The organism is Paludisphaera mucosa (assembly GCF_029589435.1).
GTDB lineage: Bacteria > Planctomycetota > Planctomycetia > Isosphaerales > Isosphaeraceae > Paludisphaera > Paludisphaera mucosa.
The window spans coordinates 1071039-1095059 of the sequence record NZ_JARRAG010000002.1; the positions used below are offsets into that span (position 1 = coordinate 1071039).

Below are 24021 nucleotides of genomic sequence, written 5' to 3' on the forward strand. Positions count from 1 at the left end.
GCGCGCCGACCGGCCGGCCCGCCCGTCACGGGGCCGGCGTCGCGAACAGCGAGGCCGGCAAGGTCGCCTTCAGGGCCGCGGCGGGCAGGCCCTCGGAGTAGCGGTCGACGCCGTGGCGCTCGTAGAGCCGGAACAGCTCGCGGAGTTCGGCTTCCATCCCCCGGTAGGCTTCCGGCGGGGCTTCCTTGAGGCGGCCGGCGGCGATCTCGCCCTGGTGGCCGCGCACCCAGCGGGCGAACGGCTCCAGCAGGATCGTGCGGGGGCCGACGGTCAGCTTCTCGACCCGGTCGCGGATCGCGGGGGATTCAGCCCTGGCCATCCCGCGCTCGAGCAGCGCGAGCGCCTCGCGGCCGGTGGAGTCGTCGTACCCGTAGTCGGCGGCGGTGCCGAAGCAGTGGTGGTGCACGCCCTTCTTGCGGGGCGTCTCGGCGATCAGCTTCAGGTACGCCTTCACGTCGTCGGCCGCCGCGCCGTAGTAGCGGGCCGCGAACTCGTCGATCACCCGCCGGTCGTCGACGCTCGGATCCCAGAGCAGCCGCGAGATCAGATGATTGCGCAGGTCGCAGAGTTCGGTGTTGCGGCCGTCGCCCGCCGCCTGCATGAACACGCCCCTGACCCCGTTCGACGCCAGGTATTTGACGTTCGCCCCGATGATCTCGATGTTCGGGCAGGGCAGGTTGTAGCTGGTGAAGTCGACGTTGTAGTTCCAGACGTAGACCTTGTCGCTGATCTTGCACCAGCCGTCGAGGTCGCGGCAGAAGCTCTGGTTGCGCTCGCAGGCGGGGTCGTTGAGCGGGTGGACCTGGCAGGCCTCGATGCTGCAGAGCTGGATCGCGACGTTCGGGCCGGGCTTGAGGGTCCTGGTCGGCTGGCGGGTGTGCTGGTAGGCGAGCGTCCCCACGCAGACCCCCGGCCGGACCTTCGCGACGGCCTCGCCCGCCTCGTTGAGCAGGGCCAGCAGCGAGCCCATGTGCGAGCCTTCGCGGTCGTCGATCGCCGCGCAGGCGGGGCATCGGCAGTACTGCTGGTTGTCGTTCTGGCTGATGGAGACGACGCCGTCCGTCTGGCCCTTGCTCGCCAGCTCGGCGAGGACGCCGTCGATGATCCGCCTGCGGACCTCGGGGTTGGAGAAACAGGGCTGCGTCCCCCCCTGGTCGAACTGGTCGTCGGCCATGAACGCCCGCCGCCTGCCCTCGACGAGGCTGAACAGCTCGGGGTTCGTCTTGCCCAACTTGGCGACCGGCACCCACTGGTAGACCGTGTGCGAGATCAACGACCAGGGCGACCGGCCCCCCAGCTCGGGGGCGTCGACGACGGCGTTGTCGCGCAGGCGGGCGGCCAGCTCGGGATGGTCCTGGTTGGCCCGGTAGTACGAGTGGCGCCAGGCGAACCGGGGCCGGAACGTCCGCTCGCCGTCGGCCAGCGTCGCGGCCGGGTCGACCCTGGGGACGCTCGTGGCGTCGGCGGTCAGGTAGCGAACGCCGTACTCGTCCTCCAGGAAGGAATAGACGCCGTAGAGCGTCCCGCGCGGGGATCCGCCGGCGATGGCGACCCGGTCGGCGCCGACCCGGATCGTGAAGCCTTCGTCGCCGAGGCCCTCGGTCTTCAGCCCCGACGCCTTGCCGATCACGACCGCCGGCCCCGCCGGGCGGTCGGCCACGACCTCGGGACGCTTGCCGACCGCCTCGGCGAACGCGTCGCCCAACTCGCGGGCCGCCCGCTTTTCGCCGGGCGGGGCGTCGGCCGCGACGACGATCGGCCACGAGGCGACGTCGGCCGCCTTCACGCCCGCCCTCGCCGACGAGGGGGCCTGCGCGACGATCGCGAGGGCGAGCATCGGCCCCAAATACGCGGTTCGTCGGCCTTGCTGGTCGCTCCACATGGCGGAAATCCTCCCCTGAAGACCCGGTGAGACGTCCCCGAGCGGTGGGCGTCGACTTGCAGGATAGCGTCGCCGGGCGCGACGATCATGGGTGCGGCGGGAGACGTCCCCGAGAAGATTCGGGGCACGTCCGCGAAGGAATGGCGTAGGGATTGCGGATGATCGATGACGTCGCATCGCTCGTCCGTCGACGGATCGAGTCCAGGATGAAGGGTCTCATGCTCCACCATTTCCCGTTCGACCCCCGCGCGGTGTTGGGCGTCTCGGCCGAGGCGTCTCCGGACGAGGTCCGCGACGCGTTCCGCGAGAAATCGAAGAAGCACCACCCCGACCTCGGCGGCGACGAGTGGGCCTTCCGGATGGTCGTGCGCGCCTACGAGGTGCTGAAGTCCACGGCCGACGGCGGCCCGCAAGGGGCCCCGGCCCCGACCGAGCCCCCGCCCTGGATGCGGCCGGCGGCCTCGGGGTTCTTCAACCAGGGCCGGTTCCCGTTCGGCGGCGGCGGCGCCGCCGCGACGGCGACGGCCGAAGCCCCCGAATCGGCGTCCGCCCCCCCGGAACCCCCCCGGGCCGACGCGCCGGGGATCTTCCAGGCGGTCGAGATCGAGCTGATCTGGATCCGCTTCGAGATGGCCGAAACGGCCGACGCCGCGCGGCGGGCCCCGGCCGAGGACGGCGACGGCGCCACGCTCAGCGTCTGCATGGTGGTCTCGTGGCCCCGCCGCTCGCTGGTCGCCCGGACGGCCGAATACGCCAACCTCGGCGAGACGCTCCACCACGTCATCGACGCCTTCAACGAGACCCGGCAGGGGGCGGCCCTGGCCGTGCGCTCGCGGATCGAGGACGGCCAGTTCGTCGGCTGGCTCAGCTTCCCCGACGTCGTCGCCGCCCAGTCCGGCTTCCTCGCCCTCCGCGACGGCCTCAAGAAGCACGACCTGAGCGTCCACCTCCAGACCCGCGACGAGATCATCCCCGCGAGCTGGGCGGGGTGAGGTCGGCGGATCGAGCCCACCCCCGACGTCGGGACCGGCGGGGGCGTCGACCCGAGCGCGATCCCGTGGCCGGCGAGCCGCGGCCGCGGCTGCAGGCCGGGCGGCGACGACGGAGGCGGACCGTCCCGACCATCCCCACCGCGGCGATCACGGCCGACACGATCGAAGCGGATTCCGGGACCACGCCGGCGGTCGGGCCGGAGACGAACCGGTCGAGCATCGGGGCGAGATCCGTGGACGAGATCGTCAGGGAGGCCACCGCGGCCGTCGAGATGAACCCTGCGAACGTCGGGGTGGTCGAAGGTCCGGGGAGGGCCGGCAGCACGTATATCTCCCCGGTGACGAGCGTGACCGTGAAGGTCCTATCGGCGAACGCTTCCGCGATCGACGCCCGCCTCCGGGCCGCGGTAGACACGACTCGCTTTTGAAGTCGTCGCGAACGTCCCTGGGACGGGACCCCGTCAGCCTTGCAGCGAAGGGCTGCAGGCCAGGCCGTGGAGCGCTTCGGCGAGCTTGGCCTTCAACATCCGGCCTTCGGCCACGGCCATCGTGATCTCGTAGAGACGATCGGTGGTCGACGCGTCCAGCACGACGCCGTTGAGGTCCAGGAAGACGACGGCGGCGGCCAGGCCGGCCCGCTTGTTGCCGTCGACGAACGGATGGTTCATGACCATGTGGAACAAATAAGCCGAAGCCATCGCGAACAGGTCTTCGTGCAGGTAGGACCCGCCGAAGGTGGCGGACGGCTGCGCGGCGGCCGAGGCGAGCAGGTTCCGGTCGCGAATCCCGTTCGACCCCCCGAAGGCCGCGACCTGATCGGCGTGGAGCTGGATCCCGTCGTCGACGTCGAGGAAGACGAAGTTCATTCCGCCAGCCTCCTGAATGCGGTCCCGTGCCGTTCGATGGCGCGCAAAGATGCCTCGCGGACCCGGGCGCGGTGGGCGTCCTCCGCGCCGGGACCTTCGACGGGGGTGAGCAGCAGGCCCTTTCCGTCGGCGGTGACATCGATCTCGACGAGCGAGCCGACCCTCAGGTTGAGACGGCTCAGCAGGAGGCCGTCGAGGACCAGCCCGCAGTCGTCGCCGATCGCCTGCAACGTCTTGATCATCCCCGCCTCCTCCCCCGTCGGCCGCGTGCCATCTCGATGATCCCTGGTCGCCCTGGAGTTCCGATCGTCGTCGAGCCGAGAAGGTTCATCAAGGAGCCGTCGGCGGGCCGAGTTTTCGGAACAAGACGAGTTTGGAGCCTGGGGGGTTCCGGCTGAATCCGTTGCAACGCGAAAACGGGTTGAGATTGCGGCTTCGGGCAAGGTGGTGAGGGCGGCGGTGGGCTATAATCCAAGCGACGCGGGCTGAAGCCGGGACGTCGACCGTTGGGATCGAGGCCGGTTGCGGGGGTCATGGCGATGGGGCGTTGGGGGCTCGGGTTGCTGGGCGCGGCGTTGCTCGCGGCGGGGGCCGTCTACTGGGGGCCTCGGCTGATCCAGGGCGTGGAGGAGCAGATCGTGGTGGGCCTGATCCACTCGCGGACCGGCCCGCTCGAGGTCGTCGAGGGCCCGATGCTGGACGCGGAGATCCTGGCCCTGGAGGAGATCAACCAGGCCGGGGGCCTGCTCGGCCGCCGGCTGACGTGGGTGGTCGCCGACGGCCGCTCCGACCCCGTGGTCTTCGGCCAGGAGGCCAGGCGGCTGATCGAGGTCGAGAAGGCGAGCGTGCTGTTCGGCAGCGCCACGGCGGCCTGCCGGCGGGCGATGGAGCAGTCGGCGGCGACCGCCAAGCGGATGGTCTTCTTCGCGACGGCCTACGAGGGGATGGAGGTCTCCAGCGACATCATCGGCACCGGGCCGATGCCGAACCAGCAGGCGGTGCCGGCGGTGTCGTGGTGCCTGGAGACGCTCAAGGCGAAGAAGTTCTTCCTGGCCGGGATCTCCGACGTCTCCTCGTATGCGATCCACGCGGTCGTCCGCGACCAGTTGAAGGCCGTGGGCGGGTCGGTCGCCGGCGAGGCGTTCGTGGGGCTCGACGGCTCGGGGATGGACGAGCTGGTCGCGGCGGCGAAGGCGTCGGGGGCGGACGTGGTGATCAGCTCGGTCGTGGGCGACGCCAACAAGGCGTTCTTCAACCAGATGACGGCGGCCGGCCTGACGGCCGAGACGCTGCCGGTGGTCTGCCTGCGGGTCTCCGAGGACGACCTGCGGCGGCTCCCCCCCGAGGAGACGACGGGACACTACGCGGCCTGGGCCTACTTCCAGTCGGTCGACGACGACGTGAACCGTCGGCTCGTCGAGCGGTTCAAGGCGAAGTACAAGAGCGACCGGACCGTGAGCGACCCGGCGGCCTCGGCGTACTACGCCGTCAGGCTCTGGGCCCAGGCGGTGGAGGAGGCGGACTCGGTCGAGTCGGTGGAGGTCCGGGAGCAGCTTTCCCGCCAGAGCGTCCAGTCGGGCGTGGGGGTCTTCTCGGTCGATCACGACATGTTGCACGTCTGGCGGCCGATCCAGGTGGGCAAGATCCGCAAGGACGGCCAGTTCGACGTCGTCTGGAATCTGCCCAAGGCGGTCCGGCCCGTCTCCTACCCGGTCTTCCGGAGCCGGGCCGTCTGGCAGGCCGCGCTCGCCCGGTGGAGGGCCACCGGCAAGCCCGGGATCGACGAGCCCGCGGCCGCGCCGCCCGCGAACCCGACCTCGGCGCGGCCGACGCCGACCGCGACGCCCCCGGTGGTCTGGGGGCCCCGGGGCGCGGTCCGATCGTCGGCCCCGCCGGCCGTCCGGTCGGCGGCGACGCCCCGGCCCGCCGTGCGCTGAGCGTCGCCGACCCGGCGCGGAAGAGACCCCCGAACCCACGGCCCGATCCTGATGCTGGAACGCCGCCCATGACTAAGCTCCGGTCCTTCCTCTCGCGGCTCGGCATCGCGACCCGGCTGATGCTCAGCTTCCTCGCGATCTCGCTGATCCCCTGCATCCTGCTCACGTTCCTGACCAACCGGCTGTCGACGCAGTCGCTGGAGAGGAGCCTGCGCAGCCAGCTCAGGGCGATCTCGGCTTCGAAGTCGCTGGAGCTGAACAACTTCATCCGCGAGCGTCTGGGGAACCTGGCGGTGCTGGGCCAGATCGCCACGACCCAGACCGCCGTGCAGGACCTGACCCGCGCCCTCGACTCGAACGACGCCGCGGCCGCGGCCGCCGTCGCGAAGCGAGCCGAGGGGGGGCTGCGGCTCTTCTGCGAGACCTACGGGTACGAGAACGTCTACATGTTCGACGTCGGCGGCCGGCTCCTGCACCGGCTGGAGGGCGGCCTGGAGCTGGGCCCGGGCCTCCTGACCGGGCCCCTGCGCGACAGCGAGCTGGCCCAGGTCTTCCTCCGCGGCCGGACGCTCTTGCAGGGGGTGGTCTCGGACTTCCAGGCCTACCCCGGCCTGCCCGCCCCGGCCCTGTTCATGGCGCAGCCGGTGCTCAAGGAGGGCGTCCTCATCGGCCTGGTGGTGCTGCAGGTGGGGAATCAGGAGATCTACCGGACCTTCCAGGACTACAGCGGCCTGGGCGAGACCGGCGAGGCGCTCGTCGGCATGCTGAAGGGGGGCGAGGTCACGTTCATCGCGCCGCTGCGGCACGACCCCGACGCCGCCTTCCGGCGTCGGATCCAGATGGGGGGCGGCCTTTCGCAGGCGGTCCAGCGGGCCGTTTTGGGGATGCACGGCTATGGCCCGGTGATCGACTACCGGGGCGAGCCGGCGATCGCCTCCTGGTCGTACATCCCCGCCTTCCGCTGGGGGCTCAACGTCAAGCAGGACCGGGCCGAGGCGTTCGCGCTGATCGACCGGCAGCGCTGGGTGGTCGGGCTCCTGCTGGCGGCGACGGCGGCCGTGGTCGCCTTCACGGCCTGGACGCTGGCGCGGTCGATCACCCGGCCGATCCGCCAGGCGGCCATGCTGGCCGACCGCGTGGCGGCCGGCGACCTGACCGCGTCGTGCCAGGAGGCCGCGCCGGGCGAGGTCGGGCTGCTGCTGACGGCGATCCGCAAGATGACCTTCGACCTCCGCTCGCTGATCGGCCGGATCCAGAAGTCGAGCATCGCCCTGCTCTCCACCGCCACCGAGATCTCGGCGACCTCCAAGCAGCAGGAGCAGTCGGTCTACGAGTACGGGGCCTCGACCAACGAGGCCGCCGCGGCCGTGAACGAGATCTCGGCCACGAGCCAGGAGCTGCTCAAGACCATGAACGAGGTCAACGTCGTGGTCCGCCAGACGGCGCAGCAGGCGGCGACGGGGCGGAACAGCCTGACGGGCATGGACCGGACGATGCGCCAGCTCGCCGAGTCGACCGGCTCGATCAGCTCGAAGCTGTCGGTGATCAGCGAGCGGGCGGCGAACATCAACATGGTCGTGACCACGATCACCAAGGTCGCCGACCAGACCAACCTGCTGTCGATCAACGCCGCGATCGAGGCCGAGAAGGCGGGCGAGTACGGCCTGGGCTTCCTGGTGGTCGCCCGCGAGATCCGCCGCCTGGCCGACCAGACGGCCGTCGCCACGCTCGACATCGAGCGGATGGTCAAGGAGATGCAGTACAGCGTCTCGGCCGGCGTGATGGAGATGGACAAGTTCAGCGAGCAGGTCCGCGCCGTGGTGTCCGAGGTCCAGCAGATCGGCGGCCAGCTGGGCGCGATCATCGCCGGCGTCCAGGGCCTCGACGAGCGCTTCGAGCAGGTGACCGAGGGGATGCGGGTGCAGTCCCAGGGCGCCGACCAGATCCGCGAGGCCATGCTCCGCCTCAGCGAGGTCGCCGGCCAGACCACGACCTCCATCCGCGAGTTCAACAGCGCCACCGACCACCTCCGCGAGGCCGTCGGCGGCCTGAAGGAGGAGGTCTCGCGGTTCGCCGTCGGCGGCCTGGACTCCCCCGGCCCGCTCGCCCTCGACGGCGGGCCGACGTCGCGGACGTCGTGAGCCGACCCGACCCGACCGGAGGCCGACCATGCTGCTCCTGACGTTCCGGGCCGCCGGCCAGCGCTACGCGGTCGACGCGGCGCGGGTCGTGGAGGTCGTCCCCCGGGTGCGGCTGCGGCCCCTGCCGCACGCGCCGGCGCACCTGGCGGGCGTGCTCGAATACCGCGGCGAGGTCGTCTCGGTGGTCGACGTCGGGATTCTCCTGGGCGGGCCGGCGGCGGCCGAGCGGCTGAGCACCCGCATCATCCTCGTCGACCGCACGCCCCCCGCCCCGGCACGACCCCGCGACGGGGCCGACGCCCGCGCCCGGGCCCCCTCCCGGCGGTCCCTGCTCGGGCTGGTGGCCGAGAACGTCGACGACCTCGCCCCCATCGACCCCGACGCGCTCACCCCTTCGCCCGTGTCGATCCCCGACGCCCCCTACCTCGGCGGCCTCGTCGAGACGGGCGGCGGCCTGGTCCAGTTCCTGCTCGTCGACCGGATCCTGGAGGCGACCCCTCGCGCCGGGACGGCCTCGCGTGATTGAATCCCGGCCCCGCACTTCCCTTCTTCCCGGAGGCTCGGGGGCGTATGCTGGAGGACGTCTCGACTCCCGACGCGGCCTCCGATGAGGCCCCAATCCCCACCCCCTGAAGGAGTCGCGGTCCCGACCACCATGCCCGACGGCCGGCACGTCCTCGACGCGATCCTGAACGAGCGGCTGGGGCTGGATCAAGCGTCCATCGGCTCGGGCCTGGTGCCGCGCGCGACGAGGGCGCGGATGCGGGCGACGGGGCTGGTCGAGCCCGCCGCCTACGCCGAGCTGGTCGCGCGGTCCGAGGCCGAGCTCCAGGCCCTGATCGACGAGGTCGTGGTCCCGGAGAGCTGGTTCTTCCGAGACGTCCTGCCGTTCGCCTTCCTCCACGGCCTGGCGCGCGAGGGCTGGACGGCCCGGCCGGCGCGCGAGCCCCTGCGGGTGCTGAGCCTCCCCTGCGCGGGGGGCGAGGAGCCCTTCTCCATCGCCGTGACGCTCGACGAGGCCGGCCTGGGGCCGGGGCGGTCCTGCATCGACGCCGTCGACGTCAGCGCCCGGCGGCTCGAGCACGCCCGCCTCGGGCTCTACTCGCTCAACGCCCTGCGGGGCGTGGGCCCGGACCGCGTCGCCCGCTGGTTCCGGATCCGCGGCGAGAACTTCGAGATCCTCCAGCCGGTCCGCGACCGCGTCCAGTTCCACCTGGGGAACGTCCTCGACGCCGCGCTCCTGGCCGACGTCCCGAAGTACGACGTGATCTTCTGCCGCAACCTGCTGATCTACCTGGCGCGGGACGCCCGCGCCCGGGCCGAGGCCAACCTGGAACGGCTGCTCGCCCCCGACGGCGTCGTCGTGATCGGCCACGCCGACACCCTGGGCGCGTCGGCCGCCGGCCGGGCGTTCGTGCTCGCCGCCGCCCGCGGCGCGTTCGCCTACCGTCGGCGGAAGCCCGGCGAGATCCCGCCGCCGCCCCTGGAGCTGGCCCTCCCCGCGCCGCCGCCGAGCCGCCCCGCCGCCTGGCCGCGCCAGCGGTCCCGAGCCTCGCCCGCCGGTCGCCGCCCGGCCCCGTCCCGACGCCGGCCCGCCCCCCGTCCGAGCCGGCTGAGGATCCGCGGCCCCTGCTCGAACAGGCGATGGAGCACGCGAACCAGGGGCGGCACGGCCAAGCGCTGGCCTGCTGCGAGCGCGAGGCCCGTCGCGCGGGGCCTTCGGCGGCGGTCTACGCCCTGATGGGGAGCATCCACCAGGCGGCCGATCGCCGCGCCGAGGCGGAGGCCTGCTTCCACAAGGCGATCTACCTCGACCCCGCGCACGACCAGGCGCTCCTTACGCTGGCCCTGATCGCCGAGCGTCGCGGCGACCTCGGAGCGGCGGCCGGGTTCCGCCGCCGCGCCGAGCGCGCCTTGAAGAATCGCGGCCCGCAGGCCGATACCAACAAGAAACCGACGCCGGGAGGCGCGACGCATGAATGAGCCCCGCACGATCGACGTCGCCGCCGCGCCGCCGGGGGACGCCGCCGGGGGCCCGCGCGACGACTGCTGGAACCGGATCGGGATCGGCGGCGACCGGAGCTGCCCCGAGCTGAAGGTGCACGTCCACTGCCGCAACTGCCCGGTCTTCGCCGCGGCCGCCAAGGCCTTCTTCGACCGCCCCGCCCCGCCCGGCTACCTCGACGAGTGGACCCGCTGGCTCAGCGACGAGGAGTTCTGCGCCGAGGAGCAGGCCGACTCCGACGCCTCCGGCCGCGACGCCGAGGGCCGGCGCAACGACGTCGGCGTCCTGATCTTCCGCCTGGGCTCGGAATGGCTGGCCTTCCGCACCCAGGCCGTCGTCGAGGCCGCCCTGCCCAAGCCGGTCCACCGCGTCCCCCACCGCAGCGGGGCCGTGCTCCGCGGCCTGGTCAACCTCCGCGGCCAGCTCCAGCTCTGCTTCTCGCTGTACGGCCTGCTCGGCGTCCCCGACCCGCAGGCGTCCCACGCCGCGGGCGGCGACGACCCGACCCGGGCCGCCGCCCGCGAGCGCCTGATCGTCCTCCGCGATCGCGAGCGCTCCGAGGTCTGGGCGTTCGCGGCCGACGAGATCCACGGCGTCGAGCATTTCCCGCGCAACGCCCTGCAAGGCGTCCCCTCGACGCTCGCCAACCCGGCCGTCAGCTACAGCCAGGCCGTCATCCCCTGGCGCGACCGCAGCGTGGGATTCCTCGACGAGGCCCGCGTCTTCGCCGCCCTGCGGAGCATCGGCCAATGAGCGACGACCTGAGCGGTTTCTCGATGATGGACCTCTTCCGCATGGAGGCGGAGGAGCGGCTGGCCGTGCTGTCGCAGGGCCTCGTCGGGCTGGAGTCGGACGCGTCGAGCGCCGCGATCGAGCCCCTGATGCGCGCGGCGCATTCCATCAAGGGGGCCGCGCGGGTCGTGGGCCTGGACGCGGCGGTGCGCGTGGCGCACTCGATGGAGGACGTGCTGGTCGCGGCCCAGAAAGGCAAGCTCGCGCTGCCGGCGGGCTCGATCGACGTCCTGCTGCGCGGGGTGGACTTCCTCACCGCCGTCGCCGACGTCAAGGACGCCGACCTGGAAGCCTGGCAGGCCGAGCACGCCGCCGAGGTCGATTCGCTGTGCACCGACCTGGCCGACGTCGAGGCCGGCAAGACCCCCGCCGCGGCCGTCGCCGCACCGCCCGCCCCGAAGGCCGCGCCGCCCCCCATGAAGCCGCCGGCCGACGACCTGAGCGGTTTCTCGATGATGGACCTCTTCCGCATGGAGGCGGAGGAGCGGCTCGCGGTCCTGTCGCAGGGCCTCGTCGGGCTGGAGTCCGATTCGTCGAGCGCCGCGATCGAGCCCCTGATGCGCGCGGCGCACTCGATCAAGGGGGCCGCGCGGGTCGTGGGCCTGGACGCGGCGGTGCGCGTGGCGCACTCGATGGAGGACGTGCTGGTCGCGGCCCAGAAAGGCAAGCTCGCGCTGCCGGCGGGCTCGATCGACGTCCTGCTGCGCGGGGTGGACTTCCTCGCCGCCGTCGCGGGCGTCACCGAGCCCGAGCTGGAGGCGTGGCAATCGGCGCGGGCGGACGAGGTCGAGGCGCTCTGCGAGACGCTCGCCGCGATCGAGTCCGGCGCGGCAACTCCCGCGTCCGCCCCGGTGCCGGCCGCTCCGGTCCCCGCGGCCGCGCCCGCCCCCGTCGTCCTCTCGTCGCCCGAGCCCGCCCCCGTCGAGGAGGTCGCGGGCCCCGCCCCCGAGCCGGCCCGGCCCGCGAAGCCCGCGGCCGCGGCGGCGTCGGGCGAGGCCGCCGACCGGGTGGTGCGGGTGACGGCCGAGAGCCTCTCGCGGCTGATGGGGCTGGCGGGCGAGTCGCTCGTGCAGACGCGGCGGTTCCGGCCCTTTTTGGACGACCTCCTGACCCTCAAGAAGCGGCAGACGGGGCTGCTGGAGATGCTCCAGGGCCTGGAGGATCGGATCGCCGCCGGCGCGGGGGCCGACGGCGGCCGGGCCGTCGAGCGCGCGCTGCTGGCCCGGGCCCGCGACGAGGCCTCGCGGTGCCAGGAGGGCCTGACGGGCTCGCTCGACGCGATCGAGGAGTTCGCGCGCAACGGCGAGGACATCTCGGGCCGGCTGCACCACGAGGTCCTGGCCAGCCGGATGCGGCCCCTGGCCGACGGCGTCCGCGGCTTCCCCCGGCTGGTGCGCGACCTCGCCCGGCAGGTGGGCAAGCAGGCCCGGTTCGAGGTCGTCGGCGAGGCCACGGGCGTCGACCGCGACATCCTCGACGGCCTCGACGCCCCGCTCAACCACCTGATCCGCAACGCGCTCGACCACGGCCTGGAGCCCCCCGACGACCGCCGCGCCGCCGGCAAGGACCCGGTCGGCACGATCCGCCTGGAGGCCCGCCACATGGCCGGCATGCTCCAGATCGTCCTCGACGACGACGGCCGCGGGATCGACGTCGAGCGGCTCCGCGTCAAGGTCGTCGAGAAGGGCCTGACCACCCCCCCCATGGCCGCGCGCATGACCGAGCCCGAGCTGCTCGACTTCCTCTTCCTGCCCGGCTTCTCGACCAAGGACGCGGTCACCGAGATCTCGGGCCGGGGCGTCGGCCTGGACGTCGTCCAGACGATGGTCCAGGCGGTGCGCGGCAGCGTCCGGGTCTCCAGCCGCCCCGGCCGGGGGACGCGGTTCACGCTCCAATTGCCGCTGACGATGTCGATCGTCCGGGCCCTGCTCGTCGAGATCGCCGGCGAGCCGTTCGCCTTCCCGCTCAACCGGATCGACCGGATCACGACCGTCGCCGACGACGAGCTGATCGAGCTGGAGGGGAAGCCGCACATGCGGATCGACGGCCAGCCCGTGGGCCTGGTCGAGGCCTCGCGGATCTTCGAGCTGGAGTCGACCCCGCGGCCCCCGGGGCGGATGCCGGTCGTGGTCGCCAGCGACCGCAGCCACCGCTTCGGCGTGGTCGTCGACCGGTTCCTGGGCGAGCGCGACCTCCGCGTCGCCCCGCTCGACGCCCGCCTGGGCCGCGTGCCCAACCTCAACAGCTCGTCCGTGCTGGAGAACGGCTGGCCCGTCCTGATCGTCGACGTCGAGGACCTGATCCGCTCGATCGACAACCTGCTGGGGGGCCGCCGCGTGGGCCGGCTGGGCGTCGAGTCGCTCGCCGCCGCGTCCGCCGAGCGCCGGGCCCGGCGTGTGCTGGTGGTCGACGACTCGATCACCGTCCGCGAGCTGGAGCGCCAGCTGTTGGAGAACCAGGGCTACCAGGTCGACGTCGCGGTCGACGGCGTCGACGGCTGGAACACCGTGCGCACCGGCCGCTACGACCTCGTCGTCAGCGACGTCGACATGCCCCGCATGGACGGCATCGAGCTGGTCTCGCTCATCAAGAAGGACCCCCGCCTGCGGACCATCCCCGTCGTCATCGTCTCGTACAAGGACCGCGAGGAAGACCGCATCCGCGGCCTCGACGCCGGCGCCAACTTCTACCTCACCAAGAGCAGCTTCCACGACCAGACCTTCCTCTCCACCGTCGTCGACCTGATCGGCGAGGCGCGGGAGTGACGGTTCACGAGGGCCTCCTCGAAGCGCCGTGACCCTCATCCGGCCGTCCCAGCCGCCTTCTCCCGGGGGGAGTAGGATGAGGCCGTCGAACTCCGATGTCGGGCTTTCATTTGACGGCGGCGGCTCCCAGTTCGATAATGATCGAAGCGTCGCCGCCACTGGCCGCGGCCCGCGAGAGGAGCTTCGGTTGACCGACAAGCAGTTCGCCCAGATCGCCCGCGCGCTCGCCGAGCCGCGCCGGATCTGCATCCTCAAGCAACTCGGATCCTCCGAGGGCCCCACCGCCTGCGCGGCGCTGCAGGAGGCCCACAGCGTGAGCGCGGCCACCATCTCGCATCACATGAAAGAGCTGGAGACGGCCGGCCTCATCGAGATCGTCCGCGAGGGCAAGTGCGCCAACCTCGTCTTCCGCCGCGACGTCCTCCGCGCCTACCTCGACCGCCTCGCCGAAATCTGACCCCGCTCCCGCTCTCCGACGCCCCCGCTTGACTTCCGTTGGGACACTTCGATAATCATCCAACGGTCGAAGTGTAAACGGGTCTCAAGCGGAGGACGATCGATGGGCAAGCTGACGGGCAAGGTGGCCGTGGTGACGGGCGCGTCGAAGGGGATCGGCGCGGGGATCGCGAAGGCGCTCGCGGCCGAGGGGGCGGCGGTCGCGGTGAATTTCGCGTCCGACCGGGCGGGCGCGGAGCGGGTCGTCGCGGAGATCGAGAAGGGCGGCGGCAAGGCGTTCGCCGTCCAGGGGGACACGTCGAAGGCGGCCGACGTGGCGCGGGTCTTCGCGGCGGCGCGGGAGGCCTTCGGCCGGCCTTCGGTGGTCGTGAACAACGCCGGGGTGTTCAGCTTCGGCCCCTTCGAGGAGGGGACCGAGGAGAGCTTCCGCCGGCACTACGACGTCAACGTCCTGGGGCCGTTGCTGGTCGTCGGCGAGGCCCTGAAGCACTTCGGGCCCGAGGGCGGCAGCGTCGTCAACGTCAGCTCGGTGGCCGCCACGAGCCCGCCGCCGGGGGGCGTGATCTACTCGTCGACCAAGGGGGCCCTCGACACCATCACCCTGGGCCTGGCCAGGGAACTCGCCCCGCGGAAGATCCGCGTCAACGGCGTCAGCCCCGGCTACACCGAGACTGAGGGGGCGAAGTCCATCACGGGCATCGACGACGCGATCATCCAGCAATTCGTGGCCCAGACCCCGCTCGGCCGGGCCGGCCAGCCGCTCGACATCGCCAAGGTCGCCGTGTTCCTGGCCTCCGACGACTCGGCCTGGATCACCGGCGAGACGCTCCGCGCCGCGGGCGGGCAGAGATGAGCCGGCGCTGAAGGGCGCGAGCGGCGATCGCCGCGAAGCCCTGTGGGACGTTCCGTCGTGGATCGATCGAGGTCGAAAGAAAGGGAGGCGACGATGGCGAGGCTCAAGGACAAGGTGGCGGTGATCACCGGGGCGACGTCGGGGATGGCCCTGGCGACGGCCAAGCTGTTCGTGGAAGAGGGGGCGTACGTCTACATCACGGGACGCCGCAAGGAGAACCTGGACGCGGCCGTGAAGGCGATCGGCCGCAACGTCACCGGCGTGCAGGGGGATGCGTCGATCCTCGCCGACCTCGACCGCTTGTACGAGACGGTCGAGAAGGAGAAGGGGAAGATCGACGTCCTGTTCGCCAGCGCGGGGACCGGCGAGTTCGCCCCCATCGGCGGGGTGACGGAGGAGCAGTTCGACAAGGTCTTCGGCCTGAACGTCCGGGGGACGCTCTTCACCGTGCAGAAGGCGCTGCCGCTGTTCAGCGACGGCGGGTCGATCATCCTCAACGGCTCCATCGCCGCCTCGATGGGCCTGGCGAACTTCGGCGTCTACAGCGCGAGCAAGGCCGCGCTCCGCTCGTTCGCGAGGACCTGGCTCCTCGACCTGAAAGATCGCAACATCCGCGTCAACGTCCTCAGCCCGGGGACCATCGACACCCCCATCCTGGAAGGCGTGCCGCCCGACATGCTCGCCGAGTTCGTGAAGATGATCCCCCGGGGGACGATGGGCCGGCCCGAGGAGATCGCCACCGCCGCGCTCTTCCTGGCGTCGAGCGACTCCAGCTTCGTCAACGGCAGCGAGCTGTTCGTCGATGGCGGCACGGCGCAGGTCTGAACGCGCGGCGTCCGCGGCTCTCGTTTCGATGGAGACTCTTTGGCGAGGGAGACGGCTCATGGGCAAGCTGACGGGCAAGGTGGCGGTCGTGACGGGGGCGTCGAAGGGGATCGGCGCGGGGATCGCGAAGGCGCTCGGGGCCGAGGGGGCCTCGGTGGTCGTGAACTACGCCTCCAGCAAGGAGGGGGCGGACCGGGTCGTCGCCGCGATCGAGGCCGAGGGGGGCAAGGCGGTCGCGGTCCAGGGGGACGTGGCCAGGGCGGCCGACGTCAAGCGGCTGTTCGAAGAGACGAAGAAGGCCTTCGGCAAGCTGGACGTGCTGGTGAACAACGCCGGCGTGTTCGACTTCGCGCCGCTGGACGAGGTGACGGAGGCCGAGTACCGCCGCCAGTTCGACGTCAACGTCCTGGGGACGCTCCTGAGCACGCAGGAGGCGGCGCGGGCGTTCGGCCCCGAGGGGGGCAGCGTGATCAACGTCGGCTCGGTCGTGGGCCTCAACCCGCCGCCGAACGCGGTGGTCTACTCGGCGACGAAGGGCGCGGTGGACACGATCACGATCGGGCTCTCGCGCGAGCTGGGGCCCCGGAAGATCCGGGTCAACGCCGTCAACCCCGGCGGCACCGAGACCGAGGGCGTCCACCGGCTGGGCGTCATCGGCAGCCCCATGGAGCAGGAGATGGTCGCCGCGACGCCGCTGGGCCGGCTCGGCCAGCCGGAGGACGTCGCCAAGGTCGCGGTCTTCCTGGCGTCCGACGAATCGACGTGGCTGACGGGCGAGCGGATCAGCGTCTCGGGCGGCTGGCGGTGAGCCTCGCGGCGAAATCGGCGGCGCCGGGGCGGGCCGTCGCCGATTTCGCTGTATCTCGGGATGGACTTGCGGCCTAGAATAAGACACGGCTTCGAGGTCGAGGCGGTCGCACGTCCTCCGGGGTGACATGCATGCGGGTCGGAATCGTCAACGATTCGATGATGGCTCGCGAGGCGCTCCGGCGCGTCGTGGCGTCGGCGGGCGGGCTCGAGGTCGCCTGGACCGCGCGCGACGGCGCGGAGGGGGTCGAGCAGGTCCGCGCCGACATGCCGGACCTGGTCCTCATGGACCTCTTCATGCCCAAGATGGACGGCGTCGAGTCCACCCGGCGGATCATGAAGGAGACCCCCTGCCCCATCCTCGTCGTCACGGCCACGGTCAGCGGCCAGATCGACAAGGTGTACCAGGCGATGGGCTTCGGCGCGCTCGACGCCGTGGACACGCCCGTGCTGGGGGCCTGCGGCGACTGCTCCGGCGGGGCCGACCTGCTGCGGAAGATCGAGACCGTGGGCAAGCTGATCGGCAAGTATCAGCCGCGATGCCCCTCGTGGACCCCCCCGCCCGCGCCGCCGACGACGATCAGCCGCGAGCCGCTGCTGGTGCTGGGGGCCTCGACCGGCGGGCCGTTCGCGGTGGCCGAGATCCTCAAGGGCCTGCCCCGAAACTGGGACGTCTGCACGACGATCGTCCAGCACGTCGACGCCTTCTTCGTGGCGGGCCTGGCCGGCTGGCTGAGCGACCATTCCGGCCGCCGCGTCGAGCTGATCCGCGAGGGCGACCGCCCCGCGCCGGGCAAGTTCCTGCTGGCGGCCACCGGCGACCACCTGGTGCTCTCCCCCGACGGCCGGCTCGGCTACTCGGCCGAGCCCAAGTCGGCCTGCTACCGGCCGTCGGTCGACGTCTTCTTCCGGAGCGTCGCCCTGAACTGGCCCGGGCTGGGCGTCGCGGCCCTGCTGACCGGCATGGGCCGCGACGGTGCCGAGGGCCTGCTGGCGCTCCGCCGCCGGGGCTGGCGCACCATCGCGCAGGACGAGGCGACCTCGATCGTCTGGGGCATGCCCCGCGCCGCCGTCGAGATCCTCGCCGCCGAGGTCGTCGCGCCGCTCGACCGCGTCGCCGCCGAGGTCGCGCGGGGGCTGTCGGCCTTGAATCGGGCCGAGGCGCAGGCGCAGGGCCCTCGGCGCTGAAACAATAGGGTCCATTCGTCCGTCCGATCACCCACCCACGCGACGACTCGACAGGACCGCGGCGACCGAGGCCCCGGAAGACCCCCATGAGCAACGACGCCCATTTCACCGAGCACAAGATCACCGTCCTGCTGATCGACGACCAGGCGATGATCGGCGAGGCCGTGCGCCGGATGCTCGCCGGCGAGGCCGACATCGAGTTCCACTCCTGCCGCGACGCCACCAGGGCCCTCGACGAGGCCGCCCGCATCAAGCCGACGGTGATCCTCCAGGACCTGGTCATGCCCGACATCGACGGCCTGACCCTGGTGAAGAACTTCCGGGCCCAGGAGCAGACCCGCGACGTCCCGATGATCGTGCTGTCGACCAAGGAAGAGCCCGCCGTCAAGGCCGAGGCCTTCGCCCTGGGCGCCAACGACTACGTCGTCAAGCTCCCCGACCGCCTCGAGCTGATCGCCCGCATCCGCTACCACTCGCGCGGCTACATCGCCCTGCTCCAGCGCAACGAGGCCTACACCGCGCTGCAGGAGAGCCAGAAGCGGCTCTCCGACGAGGTCCGCCAGGCCGAGCGCTACGTCGAGTCGCTGCTCCCCGAGAAGCTCAAAAAAGGGAAGATACTGACCGACTGGCGGTTCGTCCCCTCGGCCGAGCTGGGGGGCGACTCGTTCGGCTACCACTGGCTCGACGACGACCACTTCGCCTTCTACCTGCTGGACGTCAGCGGCCACGGCGTCGGCGCGGCCCTGCTGTCGGTCTCGGCCATGAACGCGCTGCGGTCGCAGGCCCTGCCCAACACCGACTTCCGCAACCCCAGCCAGGTGCTCTACGCGCTCAACAACGCCTTCCAGATGGACCAGCAGAACGGCCTGTACTTCACCATCTGGTACGGGGTCTTCCACAAGTCCACCCGCCGCGTGGTCTACTCGGGCGGGGGCCACCCGCCGGCCGTCCTCATCGACGGCCCGTCGCGCGACGCGGTCAAGCTCGAGATGCTGGAGTCGCGGGGCCCCATGATCGGCGCGATGACCGACATGGAATACGCCTCGGGCGAGACGACCCTGAGCGACTTCGCGCGGGTCTACCTCTTCAGCGACGGGGCCTACGAGATCGAGCGCGCCGACGGCACCCTCTGGCCCTTCGGCGAGTTCATGGCCTTCATGGGCCAGGGCCCCTTCGACGACCCCGCCGCGCCCAAGATGGACGCCCTCGTCGCCCACGGCCGCGCCCTGATGGGCCACGACGACTTCGCCGACGACCTCTCCATGGTCGAGCTGACCTTCCTGCCGTGACGAGGGGCCGCCTTGGGAACTCCGGATGACGCCGACCACGGCGCCGGGCGCGGGCGCCCGCCACGCGCGCGACGGCTGCTTCGTCGGGCCCTCGGCCTCGTCGGCCCGGGCCTCATCGGTCTGAACTCGGCGGCGCTCGTCGGTTTCGCGGCGCGGGACCGTTCCGCTCCCCTCGCGATGCTCCTCTACTTGCCCCTCCTGCCCCTGGGGATCGCGGCGACGGCGTTCGCTCTCGCGCACCGGGGCGGATCGGCGAGGTGGCCGCGGTACGTCCTCGCCGCGCTCGGCCTCGCGGCGATCGTCGGCTCCGGCTCCACCATGATCGGAAGAGGTCCGACGTCGTCGTCGACCCCCCCCGCGGCCCCGGGCGGAGAGGTCCGGCTCCTTCACTGGAACGTGCTCTGGGGAGGCCGACCGCGCACGGACGCGAGCTGGAGATCGATCGAGGATGCGATCCTCCGGGACGCGCCGGACGTCGTCGTCCTCAGCGAGGCGCCGCCCGATGCACGGCTCGAATCCCTGCAAGGCCGGCTGGGGGCCGGATGGTCCCGGACTCAGGTCGGGCATGACCCGGGCGACCCGTACTGGTTCAAGCTCGTGGCGCTCTCCCGGTGGCCGGTGGCGAGCGGGCGGACGGTCCTGATCCGCAACGGGACCGCGATGGACGTCCGGGTGGAGCGGCCCGGGCGGCCGATCCGCCTGCTGGTCGTCGACGGCCGGAGCAAGATCACGCAACTTCGGACCCCGATGCTGCTCGACGTCGCCGACGCGTGCCGCGCCGCGTTCGCGGCGGGCGACCCGTACGACGTCGTCGCCGGCGACTTCAACGCGGTCAGTCGCAGCATCGGGTTCGACGCCCTGCGGTCCGCGGCGGGCGGGTACGAGCCGGCCTCGGCGTCGTCCACCGGCTGGCGCGGCACCTGGCCGATGCCGTCGCCGGTCTACGACATCGACCACGTCTGGGTGAACGCCGCCTGGCGGGTCGCAGCCTGCTCGCTGTTCGCGAACCTCGCGTGCGACCATCGCGGGCAGCTCGTGCGATTGACGCCCCCGAGGCCGCCGGCCGACGGTTCGGTGGACGCGCCCCAGCCCCCGGCGGGCCTCGTGGCCGAGCCCGACCGGGCCGCCGTTCGAGGACCGAAGATGGCGCGCGGGACGCACGCGTCGTCGCGGCGGCCCGGCTTTACGACCCGCAGGGCCGCCTCGGGGCCTTGAGGACGAGGGCGTCGCCGAAGGGCCATCCGGGGCGATGCGGGCGGCGAGCGCCCCGGATGGGAGGACTCTGCTGCAACCTGGATCTCAGCCGAACCGGGCGTCGAGGCCGTTCGGCGACGTCCGTAGCATGGCGTCGTCGTCCTTCTTCATCTCGCCTTCGGGCTTGTCGCCTTTCTTGTCGTGATCGTCGTTGTCGTCGCCGTCGGGCTTGGGCTTCTCGGACTTGAGGTCCTTGAGGGCGTCGAGGAGGCTGTCCATCTTGGCCTCGAGCGCGTCGAGGCGGCGGTCGGCGTCGTTCTCGGCGGGGCGGGCGGCCGGGCCGGGGCCAGGTCCGGGGCGACCGGGGCCGGGGCCGGGACGGAAGCCGGGGCCGCCGGGGCGAGGGCCGATGCGGCCGCGGAGCGGGTTCGGCTTGCGGGCTTCGCGGTTCTGACGCTCGGACTGCTGGAGGCTGCGCTGGGCCTCGCGGAGCTGCTGTTGAAGCTCGCGGACCTGGCGACGGGCCTGGGACAGGTCGTCCTCCTCGGGCTTGGTCTCGGCGTCGGGCTTGTCGGCGTCGGGCTTGTCGGCGTCGGCCTTGGGTGCGAGGTCGCCCAGCTCGCCGCGGAGGCGCTCGCGCTCGGACTCGAAGCGCTTGCGGAGGGCTTCGCGGGCCTCGCGGCGGGGCTTCTCCAGGCCCTCCTTCAGCTCTTCCTGGGCCTCGCGCCAGGCGTCGCGGGCCTGGCGATCGACCGGCCCGCCTTCCTGGAAGGCGCGCTTCAGCTCGTCGCGGGCCTGTTCGAGGGCGGCCTTGACGTCGTCCGTCGAGACGTCGTCTTTTTTGAGGGTCTCGGTGACGGCCGAGGCGGCGTCGGCGAGCGCCTTGCGGACCTCGTCGGCGACGGGCTCGGCCTTCGCGCTCAGCCGCTCCGCCAGCTCCTGGATCTTCTTCGTCAGCTCCTCGACGGTCGCCTCGGGGCTCGGTTGGTCGTCGTCGTCGCCGTCCGCGGCGGGGGCCTGGGGAGCCTCAGGCGCCTCGGGAGCTTCGGACGCGACGGGGGCTTCGGGCGGGGCCGGCGGTCCCGGAGGTGCGGGGGGGGCCGGGCGTTCGCGGGGCGGCCCGTCTTCGAAAACCGGGGCGGCCATGACCGGGGCGAGCAGGAAGGCCAGGCCGAGCAGGCCGAGACCCCCCATCATCTTCAACGTCCTGGAAACCTGCGGGCGATCGAGCATGTTCCATCCTCCCCAAGGGCTGTCGGTGCGAATCGTTGCGGTTCTGCGGGGTCCCGGCCGCGTCGCGCCGGGGCCTTTTCGACGGAGTTGCTTCTGGTGCATTCGCCGAGCCGCCCCCCTTTATTTCGAATCGCCGGCCGTCGCCCCGTCACGGGGCCGGCGACGACGCCTCGGGGGCCAGGCCGAGCAGGCGTTCGACGGCCAGGCCGACGTCGGGGGCGCGCATGAGGGACTCGCCGACGAGGATCGCGGCCACGCCCGCCTTCTCCAGGCGTTCGACCTGCGCGCGGCGGTGGATGCCGCTCTCGCTGACCAGCAGGACGCCGTCGGGGATCGCGTCGCGGACGCGCAGGGTGCGGTCGAGGTCGGTCGTGAAGGTGTGCAGGTCGCGGTTGTTGACGCCGACCAGGTCGGCCCCGGCGGCGAGGACGCGGGGGAGGTTCGCCGGGTCGTGGAACTCGACGAGCGCCGCCATGCCCAGCCCGCGGGCGCGGTCGAGGAGCCGGGCCATGGTCGCGTCGTCGAGGATCTCGGCGATCAGCAGGACCGCGTCGGCTCCGGCCACGCGGGCCTCGACGACCTGGTACTCGTCGATCAGGAAGTCTTTGCGCAGCAGCGGGATCGCCACCGAGGCCCGGATCCGCGCCAGGTAGGACAGGTGGCCCTGGAAGTAGGGGACGTCGGTCAGCACGCTGATGCACGAGGCGCCGTGGTCCTGGTAGGCGCGGGCGATCGTCACCGGCTCGAAGTCCTCGCGGATCACCTGGACCGACGGGCTCGCCTTCTTCACCTCGGCGATGAGCGAGATGGCCCCGCGGCCGTCCAGGGCCGCCCGGAAGTCCCGCACGGGGGGGGCCTCGGCGGCCTGCGCCTCCAGCTCTTCCAGGGGCATCCGCCGCAGGTTCGAGGCCACTTCGCGCCGCTTCGAGGCGACGATCTCGTCGAGGATGCTCGGAGTCATGGGTTCGTCTTGTCAGGAAAAGATCGGTGGTGTTACAAACCGAGGGTCGCACGTTTGCGATGAAAAGGGTTGGCTTCGGACCTGCGAAGCTCTGGATTCCAGGCCGGTTTTGGCGATCGTATGAGGCGGCCGCGGGAAACTTCCGGCTTGACGTCTTGCGGATCCGGCGCGAGCGCCGCTAAAGTCGGCGGAACATCGAGGCCGCGAGATCAGGACGATTCCCCTTCTTCCGAGCCGTCGCCTTCGGCGCCGGCTGGCCAGCTTAGCGAATCGCGAGGTTTCCAGCAAACACGGACGTATCCGGAGCGTGGGCTTGAGGGACCGCCATCCTGCGCGGAAGGCCTCGGCCCGCGGGCGAGATAAGGAGATCAGGATGACCACCGTCGCGCACTGCCCCAATCCTTCGTGCGGCCGCATCTCGCAACTGGGGGACGACCCCCTGGGCCGGATCTTCCGGTGCCCCCGCTGCCTGACCAAGCTGAGGCCGGGCGACCCGGCCGGCTCGGGCTCGGGATGGACGCTCGCCGCCCCCCGGCGCGCGGCCGTCGCCCGCTCGACGTCGGCCTCGTCTTCGACCTTCCGGACGGGCTCCGGATCGGGCTCGGGCGGCGTGGCCGTGCTGGCCCGCCCCGTCGCGGCGACCGCGCCGGGCGTGACGGCCGAGAGCGGCGAGTTCCGGGTCGCCGCCTTCGAGCCGGGCGACGGCTTCGACGAGCCCTGGGACGACCTGGCCGAGGCCGCCTCGGGCTTCGAGTGGAACGAAAGCTCCTACGCGGTGCCCGCGCTGGGGCCGGCGGACGGCTCGCGGACGGGGGCCTTCGCGGCCCTGCGACGGCCCGAGCCGGAGGGGCGGACGAGCGACGGCGAGGCCGAGGGCGGGGCCGACGAGCGGGGCCTGGGCCGGTTCCGGATCATGAGCCTCCTGGGCGAGGGCCGGCACGCGACGGTCTACCGCGCCTTCGACCCCACGCTGGAGCGCCAGGTGGCCCTCAAGCTGATGCGCGACGAGGCCCCCCGGTCGTCGCGGGCGCAGGAGCGGTTCCTGGGCGAGGCCCGCGCCCTGGCGAGGCTGAAGCACCCCGGGATCGTCTCGATCTACGAGGCCGGCCGCGATGGCGATCGGCTCTACCTGGCGCTCGACCTGATCGAGGGCCGCAGCCTGGCCGACGTGCTGGCCGAGGGCCGGCTCTCGCACCGCCGGGGCGCCGAGATCGTCGCCGACCTGGCCGAGGCCCTGGAGTACGCCCACGGCCTGGGGATCGTCCACCGCGACGTCAAGCCGGCCAACGTGCGGATCGACGCCCGGGGCGGCGTCCACCTGATGGACTTCGGCATCGCCCACCGCCCGGACTCGCCCGAGGCCTCGGCCGCGGCCCCGGGGTCGATCGTCGGCACCCCCGCCTACCTCGCCCCCGAGCAGCTCGCCGGCGAGCGGCCCGAGGCCCTGCCGGCGAGCGACCAGTACAGCCTGGGCGCGGTCCTCTACGAGCTGCTCTGCGGCCGCCCCCCGTTCGACGGCCCGGCGTCGTCCGTCCTGGCCCGCGCCGCCGCCCACGAGCCCCCCTGCCCGGCCGCCGTCGACCCCCGCGTCCCGCGGCCGCTGGCGGAGATCTGCCGCAAGGCGACGGCCAAGAAGCCCGGGCGCCGCTACGCGTCGTGCCAGGACCTCGCCGCCGACCTCCGCCGCTGGCTCCGCGGCGAACGCCCGCAGGCCCACCGCCGCGCCTGGTTCGCCTGAGCGAACGCGCGGCCGCGCGGTCGTCACGTCAGGGGCGGTTTTTTCAGGGCCTTCCGGGCGGGATTCGGCTACTCTCGGGGGGGGCGGGAAGCGGTCG

The 24021-nt window shown here is 72.3% G+C and carries 22 protein-coding genes; 17 read left to right on the forward strand and 5 right to left on the reverse strand.

Annotated elements, in window-relative coordinates:
* Positions 1-25: 25 nt before the first annotated feature.
* The gene (locus tag PZE19_RS13895) at positions 26-1882 is read right to left on the reverse strand and encodes a glycoside hydrolase family 20 protein (protein WP_277861225.1); all 1857 of its coding nucleotides are present in this window, start codon (positions 1880-1882) and stop codon (positions 26-28) included.
* A 218-nt stretch (positions 1883-2100) separates the two neighbouring features.
* Between PZE19_RS13895 and PZE19_RS13900 the strand changes: the two genes are divergently transcribed.
* A complete protein-coding gene (locus tag PZE19_RS13900; RefSeq protein WP_277861226.1) occupies positions 2101-2874 on the forward strand; it encodes a J domain-containing protein in 774 nt (257 codons plus the stop codon).
* 233 nt (positions 2875-3107) lie between these two features.
* Positions 3108-3302 (forward strand): hypothetical protein, encoded by a 195-nt coding sequence (locus PZE19_RS13905; protein ID WP_277861227.1) that lies wholly within the window; start codon positions 3108-3110, stop codon positions 3300-3302.
* A 33-nt stretch (positions 3303-3335) separates the two neighbouring features.
* On the opposite strand, the gene PZE19_RS13910 is transcribed toward PZE19_RS13905, so the two are convergent.
* Positions 3336-3740 (reverse strand): type II toxin-antitoxin system death-on-curing family toxin, encoded by a 405-nt coding sequence (locus tag PZE19_RS13910; RefSeq protein WP_277861228.1) that lies wholly within the window; start codon positions 3738-3740, stop codon positions 3336-3338.
* A complete protein-coding gene (locus PZE19_RS13915; protein WP_277861229.1) occupies positions 3737-3982 on the reverse strand; it encodes a hypothetical protein in 246 nt (81 codons plus the stop codon). The genes PZE19_RS13910 and PZE19_RS13915 overlap by 4 nt, the downstream gene beginning before the upstream one ends.
* Before the next feature lie 291 nt (positions 3983-4273).
* On the opposite strand from PZE19_RS13915, the gene PZE19_RS13920 reads away from it, so the two are divergent.
* The 14 genes from PZE19_RS13920 to PZE19_RS13985 all read left to right on the forward strand — a co-directional run bounded on the left by PZE19_RS13920 (position 4274) and on the right by PZE19_RS13985 (position 20013).
* On the forward strand, positions 4274-5677 hold the full coding sequence (locus PZE19_RS13920) for a transporter substrate-binding protein (RefSeq protein ID WP_277861230.1): 1404 nt from the start codon (positions 4274-4276) through the stop codon (positions 5675-5677).
* 68 nt (positions 5678-5745) lie between these two features.
* On the forward strand, positions 5746-7818 hold the full coding sequence (locus tag PZE19_RS13925) for a methyl-accepting chemotaxis protein (protein ID WP_277861231.1): 2073 nt from the start codon (positions 5746-5748) through the stop codon (positions 7816-7818).
* A 28-nt stretch (positions 7819-7846) separates the two neighbouring features.
* The gene (locus PZE19_RS13930; RefSeq protein ID WP_277861232.1) at positions 7847-8344 is read left to right on the forward strand and encodes a chemotaxis protein CheW; all 498 of its coding nucleotides are present in this window, start codon (positions 7847-7849) and stop codon (positions 8342-8344) included.
* Positions 8345-8473: 129 nt separating this feature from the next.
* On the forward strand, positions 8474-9559 hold the full coding sequence (locus PZE19_RS13935; protein ID WP_277861233.1) for a CheR family methyltransferase: 1086 nt from the start codon (positions 8474-8476) through the stop codon (positions 9557-9559).
* A complete protein-coding gene (locus tag PZE19_RS13940) occupies positions 9559-9801 on the forward strand; it encodes a hypothetical protein (protein WP_277861234.1) in 243 nt (80 codons plus the stop codon). Before PZE19_RS13935 ends, PZE19_RS13940 begins: the two co-directional genes overlap by 1 nt.
* Complete coding sequence (locus tag PZE19_RS13945) at positions 9794-10576, forward strand: chemotaxis protein CheW (RefSeq protein WP_277861235.1); 783 nt, start codon at positions 9794-9796, stop codon at positions 10574-10576. The genes PZE19_RS13940 and PZE19_RS13945 overlap by 8 nt, the downstream gene beginning before the upstream one ends.
* The gene (locus PZE19_RS13950) at positions 10573-13380 is read left to right on the forward strand and encodes a hybrid sensor histidine kinase/response regulator (RefSeq protein ID WP_277861236.1); all 2808 of its coding nucleotides are present in this window, start codon (positions 10573-10575) and stop codon (positions 13378-13380) included. Before PZE19_RS13945 ends, PZE19_RS13950 begins: the two co-directional genes overlap by 4 nt.
* Before the next feature lie 187 nt (positions 13381-13567).
* Entirely contained in the window at positions 13568-13837 is a 270-nt protein-coding gene (locus PZE19_RS13955; RefSeq protein ID WP_277861237.1) for an ArsR/SmtB family transcription factor, read from the forward strand.
* 102 nt (positions 13838-13939) lie between these two features.
* Entirely contained in the window at positions 13940-14689 is a 750-nt protein-coding gene (locus PZE19_RS13960; RefSeq protein WP_277861238.1) for an SDR family NAD(P)-dependent oxidoreductase, read from the forward strand.
* Between the two features lie 93 nt (positions 14690-14782).
* Positions 14783-15514: an SDR family NAD(P)-dependent oxidoreductase gene (locus PZE19_RS13965; RefSeq protein WP_277861239.1), complete on the forward strand. Its 732-nt coding sequence runs from the start codon at positions 14783-14785 to the stop codon at positions 15512-15514.
* 58 nt (positions 15515-15572) lie between these two features.
* On the forward strand, positions 15573-16322 hold the full coding sequence (locus PZE19_RS13970) for an SDR family NAD(P)-dependent oxidoreductase (RefSeq protein WP_277861240.1): 750 nt from the start codon (positions 15573-15575) through the stop codon (positions 16320-16322).
* Between the two features lie 131 nt (positions 16323-16453).
* Positions 16454-17509, forward strand: a complete 1056-nt coding sequence (gene cheB, locus PZE19_RS13975; protein WP_277861241.1) for a chemotaxis-specific protein-glutamate methyltransferase CheB — start codon at positions 16454-16456, stop codon at positions 17507-17509.
* Between the two features lie 86 nt (positions 17510-17595).
* Complete coding sequence (locus PZE19_RS13980; RefSeq protein WP_277861242.1) at positions 17596-18798, forward strand: SpoIIE family protein phosphatase; 1203 nt, start codon at positions 17596-17598, stop codon at positions 18796-18798.
* 189 nt (positions 18799-18987) lie between these two features.
* A complete protein-coding gene (locus PZE19_RS13985; RefSeq protein ID WP_277861243.1) occupies positions 18988-20013 on the forward strand; it encodes an endonuclease/exonuclease/phosphatase family protein in 1026 nt (341 codons plus the stop codon).
* A gap of 84 nt (positions 20014-20097) precedes the next feature.
* Here the strand turns inward: PZE19_RS13985 and PZE19_RS13990 are convergent, their stop codons facing one another.
* Both PZE19_RS13990 and trpC read right to left on the reverse strand, forming a co-directional pair.
* Positions 20098-21225 carry a hypothetical protein gene (locus PZE19_RS13990; protein WP_277861244.1) on the reverse strand — a complete coding sequence of 376 codons (1128 nt, stop codon included), beginning with the start codon at positions 21223-21225 and terminating at the stop codon, positions 20098-20100.
* A gap of 148 nt (positions 21226-21373) precedes the next feature.
* Positions 21374-22186 carry an indole-3-glycerol phosphate synthase TrpC gene (trpC, locus tag PZE19_RS13995; protein WP_277861245.1) on the reverse strand — a complete coding sequence of 271 codons (813 nt, stop codon included), beginning with the start codon at positions 22184-22186 and terminating at the stop codon, positions 21374-21376.
* Between the two features lie 373 nt (positions 22187-22559).
* Here trpC and PZE19_RS14000 point away from each other — a divergent pair, with 373 nt between their 5' ends.
* Positions 22560-23924: a serine/threonine-protein kinase gene (locus PZE19_RS14000; RefSeq protein ID WP_277861246.1), complete on the forward strand. Its 1365-nt coding sequence runs from the start codon at positions 22560-22562 to the stop codon at positions 23922-23924.
* Positions 23925-24021: the final 97 nt, after the last annotated feature.